Here is an 18,821-nt window from a genome sequence, read left to right on the forward strand (position 1 = left end):
TTCAGAGTCGGCGGGTCGCCAGCGTCAGCCGGTCGCGCGCGTCGAAGAGCGCGTCCTTGATCATCTGCTCGTGGCCGGGAGTGAGCCGGGCGACCGGCACCGAGCAGCTGATCGCGTCCCGCGCCGGGGTCCGGTACGGGATCGCGATGCCGAAACAGCGCAGCCCGAGGGTGTTCTCCTCGCGGTCCACCGCGTAGCCCTGCTCCCGGACGAGGTGCAGCTCCTCGATGAGCTTCTCGCGGTCGGTGATCGTGTGCTCGGTCAGCGCCGGCAGCGTCTCCGGGAGCAGCTTGCGGACCTGCTCGTCGCTGTGGGTGGCGAGCAGCGCCTTGCCGAGCGAGGTCGAGTGGGCCGGCAGCCGACGGCCGACCCGGGTGAACGGCCGCAGATAGTGCTGGGACTGACGGGTCGCCAGATAGACCACGTTGGTGCCGTCGAGCCGCGCCATGTGGATGGTCTCGGTCGTGTCGTCGGAGAGCCGGTCCAGGGTGGGCCGGGCGGCGGCCACGACCTCGTCGCCGTCGATGTACGAGGTGCCGACCAGCAGGGCTCGCACCCCGATGCCGTACCGCGTGCCCGTCGCGTCCGTCTCCACCCAGCCGAGCTCGACCAGGGTGCGCAACAGCATGTACAGGCTGGACTTGGGGTAGCCGACGGCCTCCTGGACGGCGGCCAGCGAGTGCATTCCGGGGCGTCCGGCGAAGTACTCGAGCAGCTCCACGGTGCGCACCGCGGACTTGACCTGGGCCCCACCCGTGTCGGCAGTCGACATTGCCCTCGCCCCTCTTCCTGGCGCCCCTTGTGCAGTCGGCACGCCCGTCAATAGAGTCCTGATTCATCTACAGGAACTCTGTTCAGAATAGCGAACAGGTCGTGAAGAGGGGCGTGGCGGTGGCAGCTGAACCAGTGTGGAGTGTGGACCCCCGGACGGGGAAGCCGCGGGAGCAGGTTGCGGTGGAGGCCACAGTCGAGGAGGTCGACCGGGCCGTCCGCGCCGCGGCCGCCACCCGTGAGGCGCTCGCCGACCGTACGGCGCGGGCCGCCCTGCTGCGTACCGCGGCGGACCTCCTCGACGAGGCCGGACCGCACGTCATCGAGGCCGCCGACGCCGAGACGGCGCTCGGCCCGGTCCGGCTGACCGGTGAACTCGCGCGCACCACCGCCCAGTTGCGATCCTTCGCGGACGTCGTGGACGAGGGCTCCTTCCTCGACATACGGATCGACCTGCCCGACACCACGGCCACCCCGCCCCGGCCCGACCTGCGCCGCTGGAAGATCCCGCTCGGCGTGGTCGCCGTCTACGCGGCCAGCAACTTCCCGCTCGCCTTCTCCGTGCCCGGCGGCGACACCGCCAGCGCCCTCGCGGCCGGCTGCCCGGTCGTGATCAAGGCCCACCCCGATCACCCGGCCACCTCCGAGCTCTGCGCCTCCCTCCTCCGCCGGGCCGCCGCCAAGGCCGGACTGCCCGAGGACGTGGTGGTCCTGGTCCACGGCTTCGACGCCGGCGTGGAGCTCGTCCGCCACCCGTTGGTCGCGGCGGCCGGCTTCACGGGTTCGGTCCGGGGCGGGCGGGCGCTCTTCGACGCCGCTGCCGCCCGGCCCGTCCCCATCCCGTTCCACGGCGAACTCGGCTCCCTCAACCCCGTCGTGATCACCGGCGCCGCCGCCGAGGAGCGGGCCGCCGAGATCGGGGCCGGGCTCGCGGCCTCCATGACCATGGGCCAGGGCCAGTTCTGCACCAAGCCCGGCTTCGTCCTGGCGCCGACGGGGGAGGCGGGCGACCGCTTCGTCTCCGCTCTGACGGACGCGGTGAGCCAGACCGAGCCCGGTGTGCTGCTCGACCAGCGGATGCGGGGCGCGTTCGTCGCCGGTACCGCCGAGCGTGCCGGACTCCCCGGCGTCACCGCGCCCGTCCTGCCCGGTGCGGGCGGCGCGTACACGGTCAACGCGGGCTTCCTGACCGTCGACACCGAGACCCTGCTCGGGGGCGGGCACGGGCCGCTCCTGGAGGAGTGCTTCGGCCCGGTGACGGTGGTCGCCCGCTACGGCTCCCCGGAGGAGATCACCGACGTCCTCGCCCTGCTGCCCGGCAACCTCACCGCCACCCTCCAGATGGCCGAGGAGGACCCCGAGGCCGCTTCCCTGCTCGCCGAACTCACCCCGCTGGCCGGGCGTGTGCTCGTCAACGGCTGGCCGACGGGCGTGGCGGTGGCGGGGGCGCAGCACCACGGCGGTCCGTACCCGGCCACCACCTCCACCTCCACCTCGGTCGGCGCGACCGCGATCGAACGCTGGCTGCGTCCGGTCACCTACCAGTCGACCCCGCAGCACCTGCTGCCGCCGGAGCTGCGGGACGACAACCCGCTGGGGCTGCCGCGCCGCTGACCCGGCCCGGTGCGGTCAGACGCGCACGACGATCTTCCCGGTATGCGTATTGGCCTCCATCAGGCGGTGGGCGTCGGTGATCCGCTCCAGACCCTCGAAGGTCTCGGCGATCACCGGCGCCAGCGAGCCGTCGCGCAGACCGGATCCGATGAATCCGGCCATCCGGCGCCGGCCCTCCTCCGTACGCACCACCGCGCCGTTGGCGTAACCCCGCACGGTGAGCGGCCAGTTCATCGGCATCGTGGCCGGCCGATGGTCGAGCCAGCCGTACAGCACCGCCGTGCCGTCCGGCTCCAGGGCGTTCCCGAGCTCGGCGAACCCCGGCCCGCCGATCGCGTCGAAGACGAGCCGGGCGCCGTGGCCCCCGGTGAACCGGCGCACCTCCTTCACCACGTCCTCGCTCTCGGTCGTGATCACCCGTGCCGCGCCCAGGTCGAGCAGCCTCTGCCGCTTCCCCTCGCCCCGCGTCGTGGCGATCGGTACGGCGCCGATGCGCCGGGCCACCTGGATCGCGGCCGTGCCCACGCCGCTGGACGCCCCCGTGATCACCACGGCGTCGCCCGGACGCAGCCCGCCGGCCTCCACCATGCCGCCGTACGCGGTCGAGTACGTCAGCCACGCAGCGGCCGCCGTCACCGCGTCCACGCCCTCGGGCCGGGGCACCACGTACTCCTCGGGCAGCACCACCCGCTCCGCGTGGACCCCGTGCACCCCGAAGTCGAAGTTGGCGGCCGCCATGACCGGGTCGCCGACGGCGTACGCGGTGACGCCGGCGCCGACCGCCTCGACCACCCCCGCCGCCTCGTAGCCGAGCCGGGAGCCGGGGAGCGTGGCCGGGTAGTAGTAGGTGCCCGCCCGGAACAGGGCATCGGCGCGGTTGAGGCCGATGGCCTCGACCCGGAAGAGCACCTCGCCGGGGCCGGGCGCAGGCAGCGGAACCTCCTCCACGGTCAGTACCTCTGGCCCGCCGATCTCGTGGAACAGCACCGTGCGCGTCATCTGCTGAGTCGTCATGGCATCGACCGTAGGCAGGCACGACGAGACGTTCCATGTTCCAGGACCTCCCCACCATGTCCGTACGTCTCACGGTACGGTGCGGCCATGGACGTACTGAGCGATGCCGTCGCGGCCATGCGCACCGGGCGCCCGCACTCCTCCCGTACCGTCAACTCCGGTCCGTGGGGCGTCCGTTTCCCGCCAAGCGAGGGTGCGGGCTTCCACGTGGTGGTCCAGGGCACGGCCTGGCTGATCCCGCCGGGCGGCGAGGAGCCCGTCGAGCTCCGCCCCGGTGACGTGGTCCTGCTTCCGCACGGCACCGGCCACGGTCTCGCCGACCGGCCCGACACCCCGCTCGCCGACGCCGTACAGGCCCCCGACGGCTCCTGGCCCACCCCGCCCGACCGCGCACCCGCGGGCGGGGACCGGACGCTGCTGCTGTGCGGCGCCTACCAGGTGAGCAGGGCCAGGGCCCATCCCCTCTTCACCGAGCTGCCGCCCTTCGTGCACATCCCCGCCCGGGCCGGCGCCCACCCCCGGCTGCGCGCCGCGGTCGACCTGCTCGGCGCCGAACTCGCGGACCCACAGCCCGGATCCGACGCGCTCGTGCCCGCCCTGCTCGACACCCTGCTCCTGCTGATGCTGCGCACCTGGTGGCTGAGCGAACGCCCCGACCGCGCCGGCGGCTGGTCCGCGGCCCTGAGCGACCCGGCCGTCACCGCGGCCCTCCGCGCGATCCACGCGGACCCGGCCCGGCCGTGGACGGTGGAGGAACTCGGCGCCCAGGGCGGCCTCTCCCGAGCGGCCTTCGCCCGCCGCTTCACCGCGCTGGTGGGCCGGCCACCGCTGGCGTACCTGACGTGGTGGCGCATGACGACGGCGGGACGACTGCTCCGCACGGCCGACACACCCCTGCGCACGGTGGCCCAACGCGCGGGCTACGCCTCGGAGTTCGCCTTCGCCAAGGCGTTCAAGCGCGAGTACGGCATGGCGCCGGGCCGGTACCGCAAGGGGGCCCAGGGCCTGTCCGGCGGAGAGGAGGACGCCCGCCGCTCCTCCTCCGTTCGGATCGCAACCGGCGTCCCGTCCGTCGCGTCCCCGCAGTCATGATCAGAATCGCGACGCCCGACGACCTCGACGCCATAGCCGCCCTGCATCTGGAGGCCCGTGCCACGTACTACCGCGGCCATCTCTCCGAGGCCGAGTACGCCGGACCCGAGGAGCTCACCCGCTCCCGGGGCGGGTGGAGCAGAGCGGTCGAGCGCGGTGACGTGATCTGTGCCGAGCGGGACGGCGTGCTCGCCGGCGTCGCCGCGTACGACAGGGGCGACGGGGGCGACGGGGCGGTGACGCTCACGCAGCTCCACGTCCACCCCGACCACTGGCGCCGCGGCATCGGCACCGAACTGCACACCGCCTGTCTGGACGTCTGGCGCGCCGAGGGGCTCACCGCCGCCCGCCTGCTGGTCTTCGAGAAGAACGAGCGGGCCCAGGCCTTCTACACCGCCCACGGCTGGACCCCGGACGCCGACGCCCCGCGCTCCGGTACGCACCTCGTGCTCCGCCTCACAGTGGAGCCCGGCGCGGAATGAATCCGGCGCCCCGGCGTGTTTCGGCCACGGAAGACCCCACGACCCCGGAGAGAAGTAAGAACATGCGCGTCGAGATCTGGAGCGACATCGCCTGCCCCTGGTGCTACATCGGCAAGGCCCGCTTCGAAAAGGGGCTCGCGGCCTTCGCCCACCGCGACGAGATCGAGGTGGTGCACCGCTCCTTCGAGCTCGACCCGAACCGGCCCAAGGGCGACACCGCCTCGGTGATCGACATGCTGGCGAAGAAGTACGGCCGCACCCTCGAGGAGGCCCGCGCCATGGAGGCCCACGTCGCCTCCAACGCGCACTCCGAGGGACTCGGATACCGCACCGAGGGCCGCGACCACGGCAACACCTTCGACATCCACCGCCTGCTCCACCTCGCCAAGGACCGCGGCCGGCAGAACGAGCTGCTCGACCTCGCCTACCGCGCCAACTTCGCCGAGGAGCGCTCCGTCTTCGACGCCGAGACCCTGGTGCGGCTCGGGGTCGAGGCCGGTCTGGACGAGGACGAGGTCCGGTCCGTGCTCGCCGACGAGAGCGCGTACGCGGACGCGGTACGGGCGGACGAGCGCGAGGCGGCCGAACTCGGTGCGAACGGGGTGCCGTTCTTCGTGCTCGACCGCCGCTACGGCATCTCCGGCGGGCAGCCCGCCGAGGTCTTCACACAGGCCCTGGAGCAGGCCTGGCAGGGCCGGGCGCTGCAGCCGGTCGGCGGCGACGCGGCCGCCTGCGACATCGACGGCAGTTGCGAGGTCTGAGCCCCGGACATGCAGCGGCCGCGGTGGGGCTGCCTCGCCCACCTCGGTCCATGAGCCTCCCCTGGGCCTTCCCCTTGATCATTCCTCGTTGACGGAAGGTCGGGGGGAGCCCAGGCTGGGGCCATGGATGCCATGGATCCCCTCGGCGGCGCCGAGTTCGCGCCGAAGCACACCTATCTGAACACCTCCGCCTGCGCGCTGCTGCCGCGCCGCACGATCGAGGCGATCACCCTGCTCGCCGAGGAGACCGCCGACGGGCGGCCGGAGGGCGCCGGCAGCTTCGAGATCGTCGCCGAGGCCCGCGCGACCTTCGCCCGGCTCATGTCCGTCCACCCGGACCGGGTGGCCGTCGGCAGCTCGGTCTCCGTACACGTCGGGATGATCGCGCAGTCGATGCCCGCGGGGTCCGAGATCCTCTTCCCCGAGGGCGACTTCAGCTCCGTCATCACACCGTTCATGGTCCGCGGCGACCTCAAGACGCGCTTCGTCCCGTTGGAGCGGCTCGCGGAGTCCATCGGTCCCGAGACCGCCCTGGTCGCCTTCTCCTCCGTACAGTCCGCGGACGGTCGGACGGCCGACTTCGCGGCGGTACGGGCCGCGGCGGCCGCGAACGGCGCCCGTACGCTCCTCGACGCCACCCAGTCGGCGGGCTGGCTGCCGCTGCGGGCGGGGGAGTGGGACTTCACGGTGGCCGGCGGCTACAAGTTCCTGCTGTGCCCGCGCGGGGCGTCCTTCCTCACGGTCACGGAGGAGGCCCAGGACTCGCTGGTCCCGATCCACGCGGGGTGGGTGACGGGCGAGGACCTGTGGATCAACAGCTACGGCCCGGTGCGCGAACTGGCCAGGTCCGCCCGGCGGTTCGACGAGCCGCCGGCCTTCCTCTCGTACCACGGGGCCGCGCGTTCGCTCGCGCTGCTCGAGGAGATCGGCATCGAGCGGATCGAGACCCACAACAAGGCGCTCGCCGCACGCTTCCGGGAAGGTCTCGTGGACCTGGGCCACGCGCCGGTGCAGGACGTGTCGGGCGTCGTCGGCGTGCCGGGCCTCGGCGACCGCCGGCCCGCACTTCTCGAGGCCGGCGTCATCGTTTCCGCCCGCTCGGGCAATCTGCGGGCGTCCTTCCACCTCTACAACAGCGCGGCGGACGTGGACCGTGCCCTGGAGGTCCTGGCCGGCTGACGGCCCGCCGGTTCGGCGGCCCCGGTGGCCCTGGGCGCGTCGATCTCCGTGCAGGCGAATTCACAAGGAGTTCGGCCGTTCCTGCTCAAGAAGCAGGACCCGGCCGAGGCCGACAACTTCCGCGGCACCGTCGTCGTCGCCCTCGAAGCGGCCACCCGGGCCCACAAGGGCGAGCCCGGCCCCACTCTGGTCGAGATGACCCGCAAGATCACCGGCCGGGGCTCGCCGTGCCCTGCTCCGGGCAGTCGCCCGCCTCCGCGCACAGGTTCCCCTCGAGCTTGGCCAGCAGCCGTGTGAACTCGGCGCGCTCGGACGGGGCGAGTCCGGCCAGCGTGTACTCCTCCAGGCCCGTCCAGGCGTCCGCGACCCCCGAACGCAGCGCGCCGCCGTCCTCCGTCGCCTCGACCAGGACCGCGCGCCGGTCGGCGGGGTCCGGGCTGCGCCGTACGTGGCCGCTCTGCTCCAGGCGCTGGAGCATCTTGGTGACCGTCGAGGGGTCGAGGCCCATCGCCTTGATCAGCTCCGACTGGCGGACCGGCCCGCAGTCCCACAGGCACATCATCAGGAACTCCTGGCCCGGGTGGAGCCCGACCTCCTTGAGCAGCCGGCCCGCGGCGATCCGGTGCAGCCGGGCCACACGGGCCAGGGCGTGGCTCACCGGACCGCCCTGCGCGGCGGACGGAACCGGGCCGCTACAAGCGGGGTCCGACGGGTGCGCGGACGGGGACTCGGGCATCGCTGGCTCCTTGCGGCACGCTCACGGCGGGCTTCGGCGGGTGATGCCCCCAAGATTACCTTGGTCGGCCAAGTAATGCGTTACAGTGGCGACAGGCCAAATACTTGGCCGACCACATAAATCTTGGGAGACCGACATGACCACCGCATTCGACCCGATCGACCTGGCAGGCGTACGACTCCCCAACCGCATCGCCATGGCCCCCATGACCCGCAGCCGGGCCCACGGCGCGGACCGCACCCCGACCGCGCTGGTGGTCGAGTACTACGCCCAGCGCGCCTCCGCCGGCCTGATCATCACCGAGGGCACCCAGCCCTCCGCCGTCGGCCAGGGCTATCCGGACACTCCCGGACTGCACAGCGCCGAGCAGACCGCCGCCTGGCGCGAGGTCACCGACGCCGTCCACGCCCGCGGCGGCACGATCTTCGCCCAGCTCATGCACACCGGCCGGATCGGCCACCCCGACCTCCTCGACGGCGAACTCCACCCGGTCGGTCCGTCCGCCGTCCGCGCCAACGGGCAGGTCTACACCCACGAGGGCATGAAGGACTTCGTCACCCCGCGCGAGCTGACCGCCGACGAGGTGCGCGCCACCGTCGCCGAGTTCGCGGCCGCCGCACGCAACGCGGTGGAAGCGGGCTTCGACGGCGTCGAGATCCACGGCGCCAACGGCTACCTCGTCCACCAGTTCCTCGCCACCGGCTCCAACCACCGCACCGATGAGTGGGGCGGCTCCGTCGAGAACCGGATCAGGTTCGCCGTCGAGGTGGTCAAGGCCGTCGCCGCTGAGATCGGCCCCGCGCGCACGGGGCTGCGCATCTCCCCGGCCAACACCTACAACGACATCGAGGAGGCCGAGTCGGAGGACACGTACGCGGCCCTGGTCGCGGCGATCGACCCGATCGGCATCGCGTATCTGCACGTCCTGGAGGCCGCCCCGGCCGTCCGCGAACTGACGCTCGCGCTGCGCAAGCAGTTCTCCGGCACCTTCGTCCTCAACCCGGCGACCGACGGCCCGACCGGCGCCGAGTCGCTGGCCCTGATCGAGGACGGGACCGCCGACATGGTCGCGTACGGCGCGCTGTTCATCGCCAACCCCGACCTGCCGGCCCGGCTGAGGAACGACGGCCCGTACAACACCCCGGACCGCACCTCCTTCTTCGGCGGCGACCACCGCGGCTACACGGACTACCCGGCGCTGTGAGGGACCTGCGGGGGCCCCGAGGGGCCCCCGCACCCGGGCTCAGCGCACCGGTGTGAAGTCCCGCGCCCCGATGAACTCCGGTCGCCGCACCGGCGCCGCGAACGGCTCCACCGCCGCGTTCTCCACGCTGTTGAAGACGATGAAGACGTTGCTGCGCGGATAGGGCGTGATGTTGTCGCCCGAGCCGTGCATGGCGTTGCAGTCGAACCAGGTCGCCGAACCCGCGCGGCCCGTGAAGAGCCGGATGCCGTGCGCGTCCGCGAGCGAGGTCAGCGCCTCGTCCGACGGGGTGCCCGCGTCCTGCATCTGCAGCGAGCGCTTGTAGTTGTCCTTCGGAGTGGCGCCCGCGCAGCCGAGGAACGTCCGGTGCGAGCCCGGCATGATCATCAGGCCGCCGTTGGTGTCGTGGTTCTCGGTCAGCGCGATCGACACCGACACCGCCCGCATCCGCGGCAGCCCGTCCTCCGCGTGCCAGGTCTCGAAGTCGGAGTGCCAGTAGAAGCCGGAGGCACCGAAGCCCGGCTTCACGTTGATCCGCGACTGGTGGACGTACACGTCCGAGCCCAGGATCTCGCGGGCCCGGCCCACCACCCGCTCGTCGCGCACGAGCCGGGCGAAGACCTCGCTGATCCGGTGGACCTCGAAGACCGACCGTACGGACGCCGACTTCGACTCGACGATCGCGCGCGGGTCGGCCCGTACCGCCGGATCGGCGATCAGCCGGTCGAGCTCCCGCTTGTACACGGCGACCTCGTCGTCGGTCAGCAGACCGGGCTCGGCGAGGAAGCCGTCGCGGTCGAACGACTCCAGGCCCGGGGCGTCGCTCCACACCACCGGATCACGGCGGGGAGTGAGCACCTCGGCGGCGCCGCGGGTGGGGTACAGGTCCGTCAGTACGTCGGTCATGATCAGCCCTCCTCCGTGAGCAGGGGGTAGACCCCGTTCTCGTCGTGGTCCTCCCGCCCGGTGACCGGCGGGTTGAAGACGCAGACGCACCGGAAGTCGGTCTTGGGGCGCAGGGTGTGCCGCTCGTGGCCGTCGAGCAGGTACATCGTGCCCGGCTCGATCCAGTGCGTCTCGCCGGTCTCGTCGTTCGTCAGCTCGGCCTCGCCCTCGACACACAGGACGGCCTCGATGTGGTTCGCGTACCACATGGACGTCTCGGTGCCCGCGTACAGCACGGTCTCGTGGAGCGAGAAGCCGACACGCTCCTTGGCGAGGACGATCCGCTTGCTCTCCCAGGTGCCGGAGGCGGCCCGCACATGGCGTTCGGTGTTCTCGATGTCCTTGAACGATCGGACGATCACGGTGGTACAACTCCCTTTCGTCTACGGGTGGTTCAGAAGGTCTCGCGGACCGCGCGGGACAGCGTGCGCAGCCCCTCGTCCAGCTCCTCCGGCGTGATGGTCAGCGGCGGGAGGAGCTTGACGACCTGGCTCTCCGGGCCCGAGGTCTCCAGCAGGAGTCCCAGCTCGAAGGCGCGCGCGCAGATCCTCGACGCCCGCGAGCGGTCGGCGAACTCCAGGCCCCAGACCAGGCCGCGGCCGCGGTAGTGCGCGCCGTCGGCGGAGTTCTCCTCGCAGAGGGCGAGGAGCGCCTGCTCGACCTGCTCGCCGCGCGCGAGGGTCTGCTTCTCCATCTGGCCGTCGGCCCAGTACGTGTCGAGGGCGGCCGCCGCGGTGACGAACGCCGGGTTGTTGCCGCGGAACGTGCCGTTGTGCTCGCCCGGCTCCCACACGTCCAGCTCCGGCCGGAACAGGCAGAGCGACATCGGCAGCCCGTAGCCGCTGATCGACTTCGACAGCGTGACGATGTCCGGGGTGATGCCGGCCTCCTCGAAGGAGAAGAAGGCGCCCGTGCGGCCGCAGCCCATCTGGATGTCGTCGACGATCAGCAGCATGTCCTGGCGCCGGCACAGGTCGGAGAGCGCCCGCAGCCACTCGGGCCGCGCCACGTTGATTCCGCCCTCGCCCTGCACCGTCTCCACGATCACGGCGGCCGGCTTGTTCAGTCCGGAGCCCTGGTCGTCGAGCAGCCGCTCGAACCAGAGGAAGTCCGGGACCTGGCCGTCGAGATAGTGGTCGAACGGCATCGGCGTGCCGTGGACCAGCGGGATGCCCGCCCCGGCGCGCTTGAAGGCGTTGCCGGTGACGGCGAGCGAGCCCAGCGACATTCCGTGGAACGCGTTCGTGAAGGACACGACCGACTCGCGGCCCTTCACCTTCCGGGCCAGTTTCAGCGCGGACTCCACGGCGTTGGTGCCGGTCGGCCCCGGGAACATCACCTTGTACGGCAGCGAGCGCGGCCGCAGCACGACCTCCTGGAAGGTCTCCAGGAAGGTCCGCTTGGCGGTGGTCGCCATGTCGAGACCGTGGGTGATCCCGTCGCGTTCCAGATAGTCGATCAGGGCCCGTTTCAGCACGGGGTTGTTGTGGCCGTAGTTGAGCGAGCCGGCTCCGGCGAAGAAGTCGAGGTACTCGTGCCCGTCCTCGTCGGTGAGTCGGGCGCCCTGCGCGCGGTCGAAGACGGTGGGCCAGCCGCGGCAGTAGCTGCGCACCTCCGACTCCAGGGTCTCGAAGACGCTCAGTTCGGGAGGGGTGATGGTCACAGCGATGCTCCGGGGGAGTGGAAGGGGCCGATGCGGTGCAGTACTTCGGGCAGATGGTCGGCGCCGCCCGAGGTGTCGTCCGACGCGTCGGGGAACAGGCCCCCGTCGAAGAGGACTTCGCGCTCCAGGGGGAGCCCGTGTCGTGCGGCGTACGAGGTGAAGAGCCGGCCGGAAGCCGTGTTGTCGGGGGTGACGGTCGTCTCCAGGGAGGCGGGGGCGACCCGCGCGGTGAGCGCGTCGAGAAGTACGCCCGCCAGGCCCCGCCCGCGGTGCGCCGCGTCGACGGCGATCTGCCAGACGACGAGGGTGCCCGGGCGGTCCGGGCGCAGGTATCCGGTGACGAAGGCGACCGGTTCGCCGTCGGCGGCGCGCGCGACCAGCGAGGTGGCGGCGAAGTCGCGGCACCACAGCAGATAGCTGTACGGGGAGTTCAGGTCCAGTACCTCGGAATCGCGGGCGATGCGCCAGATCGCGGCTCCGTCCTCCACGCGTGGGCTTTCCAGTGTCATGGCTGCTTGTGCTGCGGTCATAGCGAGGGAATTTACCGATCGATTTCTCGGATTGCATGTGGCGAAGGGCTGGGCGGGCGCTGCTGTGTGTGTTATTCGCGCGGGCACGAATCTCCGCATGTTTGCCCGTATATATCCTCCCTAATCGGGCGGGATGTGGAGTCGGTCACAAGCTCGGATTGCGTCGGAAACGCTGATGAAACCTTTGCGTTTAGGGCCAGGGAAACCGGGCAGAAGAAGCGCGGAAGGTGCACGGGGAATTCGCTTGGAGAATGCGCGCCGGAATTCAGTGGAAAAGCAGAATGCTCTGGGTTGAATGCTGCACCCGAGCGGGCGACGGGGGCGGAATCGCACGGCGAGGGCAGGATGTGTGCCCGGCCGTTGCCCGCAGGGTGCTTCCGCGACGCCCCGCGGGCCGTGATCCTGGGTCACCGACCTTCGTGACGCTGTCGGAATCAACGGAGATGCCATGCGCGTTCAGGAGCCCGGCCGGGATCGCCGTGAACCGGAGCGGTCGACGCGGCACTCGGCGCCCGCCACCCCCGCGCACGTCCCGGGGACGTTCTCGCCCCAGCACCTCCTCGCCCTGCAGCGCACGGTCGGGAACCGGGCCGTGACCGCGATGCTCGCCGAACGGCGCGGCCACGAGGACGGCCATGCCGACGGCCACGAGCACGGCCACGAGCACGGCCACGGCGACGGTCACGCTCACGCCGCCGATCATGCGCACGGGGCGTCGGTGCAGCGCGCCGCCGCGCACACCGTGCTCCGCTCGTCGGGCCGCGCGCTGGAGGCGCCGCTGCGCACCGAGATGGAGGCGCGCCTCGGTGCGGACTTCTCCGGCGTACGTCTGCACACGGGCGCCGCCGCCCAGCGCTCGGCCGCGGAGCTGGGCGCCCGCGCGTACACCTCGGGCGACCACGTCGTGATCGGCTCGGGGGGCGCCGACAAGCACACCCTCGCCCATGAGCTGACGCACGTCATCCAGCAACGGCAAGGCCCCGTCTCCGGCACCGAAAGCGGCGACGGACTGCGCGTGAGCGACCCGTCCGACCGCTTCGAGCGGGCCGCAGAGGCGAACGCGACGCGGGTGATGGCGGCGCCGCTGCCCTCCGCGCACCAGGAAGGGGCCGACGGGCACACGGGAGCGGGCTCGGGCTCGGCCCGCACGGCAGGGACAGCCGGGACAGCCGGGACGACCGGGACGACCGGGACGACCGGGACGACCGGGACGGCACCAGCGGTGCAGCGCGCCGTCGGGTTCGAGTTCGAGGCCCAGTGGAACGTACGCAGGATGGAGGAGGACTCCGAGGCGGTCCGCGACCTGCGGGCCCAGGAGCGTCTGCGGCTGATCGACGCCAAGATCCTGGAGGCCTTCCTCTCCCCTTGGTCGGCGTACCATCCGCGCCTCGGCGAGGACGAGCGCAACGAGGTGAGAGCGGGCCGCGTGGACGGGCTCCGGTCGCGGTGGTTCGGCGACGACGGACTGTTGAACGCGGCCGGCGAGCAGCGTCTGAAGGACCTCGACGTCAAGGAGGCCGAGCGCACGGGCCTGATATCGACCCTGCTGATCAGAGGGGATGTGTCCGAGGAGCCCCTGGCGGGCGAGAACCTCGGCAAGGGGCGGGTCAACGGACTCGTCGTGAAGGGCACCAAGTTCGACCTGACCGCGGACGCGAGCCCCACCGGCGGCTCGAACCTGGAGTGGATCACCGACCCGCTCACCTCGCTCGCCGACGTCGGGACGGTCATGGACGACGTGACCGCCATGGCCTCCTACCTCGACAGCCGCCGGAGCCATGGGTTCATCCCCTCCGAGGACATCACCGCGGGCGGCGGGACCCCCGTGCCCGACCTGCGGATCTACCCGGACGGCAACCTCCTGAGCTTCGCTCCGCAGGCAACGCTCGGGGCGCGCCTGGAGCGGCTGCCCAAGCTGATCGACTATCTCGACAACCGCAAGCCCATGAGCCTGGTGGAGCGGCTCCCCGTGTTCGGGAAGGGGCGGGTCAAGGGTCGCAAGCAGGCGTCCACCGACCTGTCGGCGGGCGGTCTCGGCGACCTCGCCGCGGCACGGGCCGGTGCCGACACCGCGATCGACGCGCTGGTGCCGCAGCTCGGCTTCGAGATGTCGAGGTCCGACACGAAAGCGCTCACCGGGCTCGTCATGCACCTGGCCGCGTACCTGATGCAGGGGAAGAACCTCCAGGCGGGATCCAACGCCAAGTCGATCGCAGGGGCCTTGATGGCCCGTACGGACTTCGCCCACGCCTTCAGCCTGCTGCCGCCGAACCTCACGGGCCACTTCAAGGCGAACTCGGCCGGCTTCGTCGCGCTGGTCCTGCGGGCCGCGGGCATGGACGGCAACGGTGGCGCCCGGGTCTTCGGCAACGACGTCGAGCGGGGTCTCGCCAACGACCGCACCCGGACCACCATCGATCTGACCCGCACGGAATGGCTGAGCGCGCTGCCGGACGGCATCGATCTGCTCAAGAACTGGGAGCACTTGGCCGAGTCCGAGCAGGGCATGGTCGACCAGGAGAGCGCGGAAGCCGTCCACAAGTCCCTCGGCGCCCTCGGCAAGCAGCAGAACCTCGTCGGCCCCCAGGGCGACCAGGAAGCGATCGTCGCCGAGCTGCGGCGCATGAAGGACAACGTACCCACGACGCAGCTGAAGCGGCTGGCTGTCGCCGTCTTCACGCTCGTCGAACAGCTCAACGCCGAGCAGACGCTGCGCTACGAGAAGGGGCGCTGACCCGGGCGGCTCCCCAGGGCCTGTCCGACCCTGATCCGCCGGACAGGTCCTATCCCCACGCCTCCGTCACCGCGCGCCGGGCGCCCTCCAGGTCCACCGTGCGGCCCGTCTCGCCGAGCGCGGCGCCCAGTGCCGCCAGCGAGGACTGGACCGCGCCCGGAGTCGCGTCCACGCCGTAGTGATTGACCCGGATCATCTCCTTCGACAGCGCCCCGCCGCCCGCGATCAGCGGCAGGGACGGGTCGGCCGCCAGCGCCTTCGCGACCAGCTCCGAGGCGTCCACGCCCGCCGGGGAACGCAGTGTCGTCGCGACCGGAGCCGCGTCCCTCGCCTCGAGGACGTACGGCTCCAGGCCGCCGCCCAGGGCCAGCGCCCCCGCCCGGGTGGCCGCGGCCGCGGCGGCGTGACGGGCCATCAGCGCGGCCAGGCCCTCGGCCTCGATCCGCTCCACGCACGCCTCGAGGGCCAGCATCTCCAGCTGCGCCGGAGCGTGCAGCAGCGCCTTGCGGCCGCCGTCGATCCAGCGCTCCTTCCAGTCCAGGAGGGAGAGGTACGAACGGCGCGGCGCCTGCGGGTTGGCGGCGAAGCGCTCCCACGCGCGCTCGCTGACCGAGACCGCGGAGACGCCTGCCGGACCGCCCATCGCCTTCTGCGCGCCGATGATGCACATGTCGACGCCCCACGCGTCCGGCAGCACCGGCTCGGCGCCGATCGACGCCACCGCGTCCAGGTAGAACAGCGCGCCGTGCGCCCGCACGACCGCGCCGATCTCGGCGACCGGATTGGTGTTGCCGGTGGCAGCCTCCGCGTGCACCAGGGACACGAAGTCGATCTCCGGGCGCTCGGCAAGCGCCCGCTCCACCTGCGCGGCCGTCACCGCGGTGTGGAAGGGCACCTCCAGGTCCACGACCGTGGCGCCGCAGTCCCGCAGCCAGTTGCCGAAGGTCTGACCGTACGGCCCCGTCACGATGTTCAGCGCCGTCGAGCCGGGCCGGGCCCCGCTGCGGATGCACCCCTCCAGGGGCAGCAGCGCCTCGCCCTGGGTGATCACCACGTCCTGCTCGGTCGAGAGCAGGGCGGCGACGCGCCGCTCGATGGACGCGAAGTGCGCGGCGGTCAGCGGGGCCAGGTCCAGAAGCGGGTGTGTCACGGTCACGGCGGTGCCTTCTTCGGATCAGTTCGGTGCTGGTGGAGCTACGGGTGGAGCTATGGGTGGCGCGGAGGGTCGAGCTATCGGTGGTGCGGAGGGTCGAGCGTCGGTTCAGGGTACCGAGCGGTGCTCCGGACCTTCGTGCGACTCCGCTCCGAAACAGGGCATCACGCGCGTACAACCCTGAAGGTGCATCAGCTGTCGAACCACGCGACGGACAAGGGACGGGCCCTTTCCGGACACCCCCGCAGCCGCCCGGATCCTCTGTTGCATCCAGGAGCCGCTCCATGCGCAAGCACCGCAACATCGCTGTCACCGCAGCCACCTTCCTTCTCGTCGCGGGCGCGGGGATCCTCACCGCGCCCACCGCCCATGCCGGGGTCCCCGGCAGCACCCGCGCCGCCGACCGCAACTGCGACTTCGACGGAGACGGCCACGACGACGTACTCGTCGGCGCGCCGGGCGCGACCGTCGGCGGGAAGCGGGGCGCCGGCCTCGTCACCGTCCAGTACGGCTCGTCCCGCGGCATCGGCACCACCCGCGCCGCGGTCCTCAGCCAGAACACCGCCGGCGTCCCCGGCACCGCGGAGACCGCGGACGCCTTCGGCCAGGCCGTCGCCACCGGAGACCTGGACGGCGACGGCTACGACGACGCGATCGTCGGCGTCCCCGGCGAGGACATCGGCACCACGGTCGACGCCGGCGGTGCCGTGATCCTCTGGGGCTCTCCGCAGGGACTCGTCGGCACCCGCAGCCAGGGCCTGGACAGCCTCCTCGGCCCCACGGCCGGGGCCCGCTTCGGCTCGGCCTTCGCCGCGGCCCGCTTCACCGCCGAGTATCCGGGCGACCAGCTGATCGTGCTCGACAGCCGGTACGCGGAGTGGCACCAGTACGCCTCGGCCCCGCGGCCGGGCGCGGCCGCCCGCCAGGGCCGGGCCGTCCGGCTGACACCGAGCGCCGCCCGGCCTTCCCCGGCGGCCGCCGACGACCCGCCGCGCGACATCGTCGCGAAGTCCGTCACGACCGGCGACTACGACAACAACGGCTTCGCCGACCTGGTGATCAGCGGAGTCAGCACCGGCGGCGAACCCGGGTACGGATGGTCCTGGTACTTCTCCGGCCACGCCGACGCGCTGTACCTCGAACGCGAACTGCGCGGCGGACCGGTCACCGCCTCCGGTGACATCGACGCGGACGGCTACGACGACCTCGTCACGGGTGAGCCGCACAGCCCGGACGACGGCGGCGAGACGACGACCGGAGGCATGGTCGGCGTCTACCTCGGCAGCCCGGCCGGACCCGCCGGTGTGGAGGGCCCGGGCACCCCGCCGCGCTGGTGGACCCAGGACTCCCCGGGCGTGCCCGGCGCCTCGGAGCGCGGTGACGGCTGGGGCTCCGACCTCTCCGTCGCGGACACGAACGGCGACGGCCACGCGGACGTGGCGATCGGCGCGCCCGGGGAGGACATCGGTACGGTCGCCGACGCGGGCATGGTGACGGTCCTGCGCGGCGCCCGCGCCGGACTCACCGGCACCGGCGCCCTGTGGTGGACGCAGGACTCGGCGTCCGTGCCGGGCGTGGTCGAGCGGGCCGACCGGTTCGGCGGCCAGGTCCGGCTGGTCGACCCCGACCGCGACGGCCGCTTCGGCATGCTGGCCGCGGCGCCCGGCGAGAACACCGACGACGGTCACGTGTGGGTGTTCTCGGCGGGTACGGGAGGGCCGACGGCGGCGGGTTCGTGGACGTACTCGGCCGGCTCGCTCGGGGGGCCGGCCGTGGACGCCCGCTTCGGCGCGGCGATCGACGAATGACCCGTCTGTAGCGGGGCGCCCGCCCCTCGTAGAGTGCAGACATGAGCGATCGCGTGGTGCTGCATGTGAAGGGGCGGGTGCTCGTCGGCCCGGAGGACGTACGGGACGAGCTGTGGGCCGTCGACGGGCGGATCACGTACACCCGGCCGTCCGGCGACGCGCTGACCGTGGAGGGCTGGGCCCTGCCGGGCCTCGTCGACGCCCACTGCCACGTCGGCCTCGACCAGCACGGCCCGGTCGACGCCGGCACGAGCGAGAAGCAGGCGCTGACCGACCGGGACGCGGGCACGCTCCTGATCCGGGACGCGGGCTCGCCGTCCGACACCCGCTGGATCGACGAGCGCGAGGACCTGCCGAAGATCATCCGCGCGGGCCGCCACATCGCCAGGACCCGCCGCTACATCCGTAACTACGCCCATGAGATCGAGCCCTCGGACCTGGTCGCGTACGTCGGACAGGAGGCCCGACGCGGCGACGGCTGGGTCAAGCTCGTCGGAGACTGGCTCGACAGGGAGTCGGGCGACCTGGGCGCCTGCTGGCCCCGCGCCGAGGTCGAGGCGGCGATCGCCGAGGCCCACCGGCTCGGAGCACGGGTCACCGCGCACTGCTTCGCGGAGGACTCGCTGCGGGACCTGGTGGAAGCGGGCATCGACTGCATCGAGCACGCCACCGGACTCACCGAGGAGACGATCCCGCTCTTCGCCGAGCGGGGTGTCGCGATCGTCCCGACGCTCGTCAACATCGCCACCTTCCCGCAGCTCGCGGAGGGCGGCGAGAAGAAGTTCCCGCGCTGGTCGGCGCATATGCGGCGGCTGTACGAGCGCCGGTACGACACGGTCCGCTCGGCGTACGACGCGGGCGTCCCGGTCTTCGTCGGCACGGACGCGGGCGGCTCCCTGGCCCACGGCCTGGTCGCCGCCGAGGTGGAGGAACTGGTCAAGGCCGGCATCCCCCCGCTCGACGCCCTCTCGGCGACGGCCTGGGGCGCGCGGGAGTGGCTCGGCCGCCCCTCCCTGGAGGAGGGCGCCCCGGCGGACCTCGTCGTCTACGGGGAGGACCCGCGGGCGGACGTCCGCGCCCTGGCGGCGCCCCGTCGGGTGATCGTCAACGGACGCGTGATCGGCTGACCCGGGGG

The 18,821-nt window shown here is 72.3% G+C and carries 17 protein-coding genes; 9 read left to right on the top strand and 8 right to left on the bottom strand.

Annotated features, from left to right (window positions below):
* Position 1: 1 nt before the first annotated feature.
* Positions 2-772 (bottom strand): IclR family transcriptional regulator, encoded by a 771-nt coding sequence (locus ACFV9D_RS26035; RefSeq protein ID WP_385150862.1) that lies wholly within the window; start codon positions 770-772, stop codon positions 2-4.
* A gap of 119 nt (positions 773-891) precedes the next feature.
* On the opposite strand from ACFV9D_RS26035, the gene ACFV9D_RS26040 reads away from it, so the two are divergent.
* Positions 892-2,385 (top strand): aldehyde dehydrogenase (NADP(+)), encoded by a 1,494-nt coding sequence (locus tag ACFV9D_RS26040; RefSeq protein ID WP_385150865.1) that lies wholly within the window; start codon positions 892-894, stop codon positions 2,383-2,385.
* A 15-nt stretch (positions 2,386-2,400) separates the two neighbouring features.
* Here the strand turns inward: ACFV9D_RS26040 and ACFV9D_RS26045 are convergent, their stop codons facing one another.
* Positions 2,401-3,399, bottom strand: coding sequence for a zinc-dependent alcohol dehydrogenase family protein (locus ACFV9D_RS26045; RefSeq protein WP_385150868.1), 999 nt, complete (start codon positions 3,397-3,399; stop codon positions 2,401-2,403).
* Positions 3,400-3,486: 87 nt separating this feature from the next.
* Between ACFV9D_RS26045 and ACFV9D_RS26050 the strand changes: the two genes are divergently transcribed.
* The 4 genes from ACFV9D_RS26050 (at position 3,487) to ACFV9D_RS26065 (ending at position 6,913) form a co-directional block, all read left to right on the top strand.
* Positions 3,487-4,491 (top strand): AraC family transcriptional regulator, encoded by a 1,005-nt coding sequence (locus tag ACFV9D_RS26050; RefSeq protein ID WP_385150870.1) that lies wholly within the window; start codon positions 3,487-3,489, stop codon positions 4,489-4,491.
* Positions 4,488-4,973, top strand: a complete 486-nt coding sequence (locus tag ACFV9D_RS26055) for a GNAT family N-acetyltransferase (RefSeq protein WP_385150873.1) — start codon at positions 4,488-4,490, stop codon at positions 4,971-4,973. Before ACFV9D_RS26050 ends, ACFV9D_RS26055 begins: the two co-directional genes overlap by 4 nt.
* Positions 4,974-5,035: 62 nt before the next feature.
* A complete protein-coding gene (locus ACFV9D_RS26060; RefSeq protein WP_385150875.1) occupies positions 5,036-5,734 on the top strand; it encodes a DsbA family oxidoreductase in 699 nt (232 codons plus the stop codon).
* Between the two features lie 123 nt (positions 5,735-5,857).
* Positions 5,858-6,913, top strand: a complete 1,056-nt coding sequence (locus ACFV9D_RS26065) for an aminotransferase class V-fold PLP-dependent enzyme (protein ID WP_385150878.1) — start codon at positions 5,858-5,860, stop codon at positions 6,911-6,913.
* A gap of 208 nt (positions 6,914-7,121) precedes the next feature.
* Here ACFV9D_RS26065 and ACFV9D_RS26070 read toward each other — a convergent pair whose 3' ends face one another.
* A complete protein-coding gene (locus ACFV9D_RS26070; RefSeq protein WP_385150881.1) occupies positions 7,122-7,649 on the bottom strand; it encodes a MarR family winged helix-turn-helix transcriptional regulator in 528 nt (175 codons plus the stop codon).
* Between the two features lie 136 nt (positions 7,650-7,785).
* Here ACFV9D_RS26070 and ACFV9D_RS26075 point away from each other — a divergent pair, with 136 nt between their 5' ends.
* Positions 7,786-8,853 carry an alkene reductase gene (locus ACFV9D_RS26075; protein ID WP_385150884.1) on the top strand — a complete coding sequence of 356 codons (1,068 nt, stop codon included), beginning with the start codon at positions 7,786-7,788 and terminating at the stop codon, positions 8,851-8,853.
* A gap of 39 nt (positions 8,854-8,892) precedes the next feature.
* Here ACFV9D_RS26075 and thpD read toward each other — a convergent pair whose 3' ends face one another.
* The 4 genes from thpD to ectA are packed head-to-tail and all read right to left on the bottom strand — an operon-like array spanning position 8,893 to position 11,991.
* Positions 8,893-9,759 (bottom strand): ectoine hydroxylase, encoded by an 867-nt coding sequence (gene thpD / locus ACFV9D_RS26080; protein ID WP_385150887.1) that lies wholly within the window; start codon positions 9,757-9,759, stop codon positions 8,893-8,895.
* Between the two features lie 2 nt (positions 9,760-9,761).
* Positions 9,762-10,160, bottom strand: coding sequence for an ectoine synthase (locus ACFV9D_RS26085; protein WP_329122052.1), 399 nt, complete (start codon positions 10,158-10,160; stop codon positions 9,762-9,764).
* 32 nt (positions 10,161-10,192) lie between these two features.
* Positions 10,193-11,461: a diaminobutyrate--2-oxoglutarate transaminase gene (ectB, locus tag ACFV9D_RS26090; RefSeq protein ID WP_385150890.1), complete on the bottom strand. Its 1,269-nt coding sequence runs from the start codon at positions 11,459-11,461 to the stop codon at positions 10,193-10,195.
* Positions 11,458-11,991, bottom strand: a complete 534-nt coding sequence (gene ectA / locus ACFV9D_RS26095) for a diaminobutyrate acetyltransferase (RefSeq protein ID WP_385150893.1) — start codon at positions 11,989-11,991, stop codon at positions 11,458-11,460. Before ectA ends, ectB begins: the two co-directional genes overlap by 4 nt.
* Before the next feature lie 448 nt (positions 11,992-12,439).
* Here ectA and ACFV9D_RS26100 point away from each other — a divergent pair, with 448 nt between their 5' ends.
* Positions 12,440-14,725, top strand: coding sequence for a DUF4157 domain-containing protein (locus ACFV9D_RS26100; RefSeq protein ID WP_385150897.1), 2,286 nt, complete (start codon positions 12,440-12,442; stop codon positions 14,723-14,725).
* Between the two features lie 49 nt (positions 14,726-14,774).
* On the opposite strand, the gene ACFV9D_RS26105 is transcribed toward ACFV9D_RS26100, so the two are convergent.
* Entirely contained in the window at positions 14,775-15,875 is a 1,101-nt protein-coding gene (locus tag ACFV9D_RS26105) for a pyridoxal-phosphate-dependent aminotransferase family protein (RefSeq protein ID WP_385151071.1), read from the bottom strand.
* A gap of 287 nt (positions 15,876-16,162) precedes the next feature.
* On the opposite strand from ACFV9D_RS26105, the gene ACFV9D_RS26110 reads away from it, so the two are divergent.
* Entirely contained in the window at positions 16,163-17,686 is a 1,524-nt protein-coding gene (locus ACFV9D_RS26110) for an esterase (RefSeq protein WP_385150899.1), read from the top strand.
* 41 nt (positions 17,687-17,727) lie between these two features.
* Complete coding sequence (locus ACFV9D_RS26115; protein ID WP_385150902.1) at positions 17,728-18,813, top strand: amidohydrolase family protein; 1,086 nt, start codon at positions 17,728-17,730, stop codon at positions 18,811-18,813.
* Positions 18,814-18,821 lie beyond the last annotated feature (8 nt).

Origin of the sequence: Streptomyces sp. NPDC059875 (genome assembly GCF_042731085.1) — a bacterium.
Lineage (GTDB): Bacteria > Actinomycetota > Actinomycetes > Streptomycetales > Streptomycetaceae > Streptomyces.

Bases quoted from the DNA above. Each gene is read 5' to 3' on its own strand.
- ACFV9D_RS26110 (WP_385150899.1), top strand. From the start codon at position 16,163: ATGCGCAAGCACCGCAACATCGCTGTCACCGCAGCCACCTTCCTTCTC.
- thpD (WP_385150887.1), bottom strand. From the start codon at position 9,759: ATGACCGACGTACTGACGGACCTGTACCCCACCCGCGGCGCCGCCGAG.
- ACFV9D_RS26065 (WP_385150878.1), top strand. From the start codon at position 5,858: ATGGATGCCATGGATCCCCTCGGCGGCGCCGAGTTCGCGCCGAAGCAC.
- ACFV9D_RS26060 (WP_385150875.1), top strand. From the start codon at position 5,036: ATGCGCGTCGAGATCTGGAGCGACATCGCCTGCCCCTGGTGCTACATC.
- ectA (WP_385150893.1), bottom strand. From the start codon at position 11,991: ATGACCGCAGCACAAGCAGCCATGACACTGGAAAGCCCACGCGTGGAG.
- ACFV9D_RS26035 (WP_385150862.1), bottom strand. From the start codon at position 772: ATGTCGACTGCCGACACGGGTGGGGCCCAGGTCAAGTCCGCGGTGCGC.
- ACFV9D_RS26100 (WP_385150897.1), top strand. From the start codon at position 12,440: ATGCGCGTTCAGGAGCCCGGCCGGGATCGCCGTGAACCGGAGCGGTCG.
- ACFV9D_RS26075 (WP_385150884.1), top strand. From the start codon at position 7,786: ATGACCACCGCATTCGACCCGATCGACCTGGCAGGCGTACGACTCCCC.
- ACFV9D_RS26050 (WP_385150870.1), top strand. From the start codon at position 3,487: ATGGACGTACTGAGCGATGCCGTCGCGGCCATGCGCACCGGGCGCCCG.
- ACFV9D_RS26045 (WP_385150868.1), bottom strand. From the start codon at position 3,399: ATGACGACTCAGCAGATGACGCGCACGGTGCTGTTCCACGAGATCGGC.
- ACFV9D_RS26115 (WP_385150902.1), top strand. From the start codon at position 17,728: ATGAGCGATCGCGTGGTGCTGCATGTGAAGGGGCGGGTGCTCGTCGGC.
- ACFV9D_RS26070 (WP_385150881.1), bottom strand. From the start codon at position 7,649: ATGCCCGAGTCCCCGTCCGCGCACCCGTCGGACCCCGCTTGTAGCGGC.
- ACFV9D_RS26055 (WP_385150873.1), top strand. From the start codon at position 4,488: ATGATCAGAATCGCGACGCCCGACGACCTCGACGCCATAGCCGCCCTG.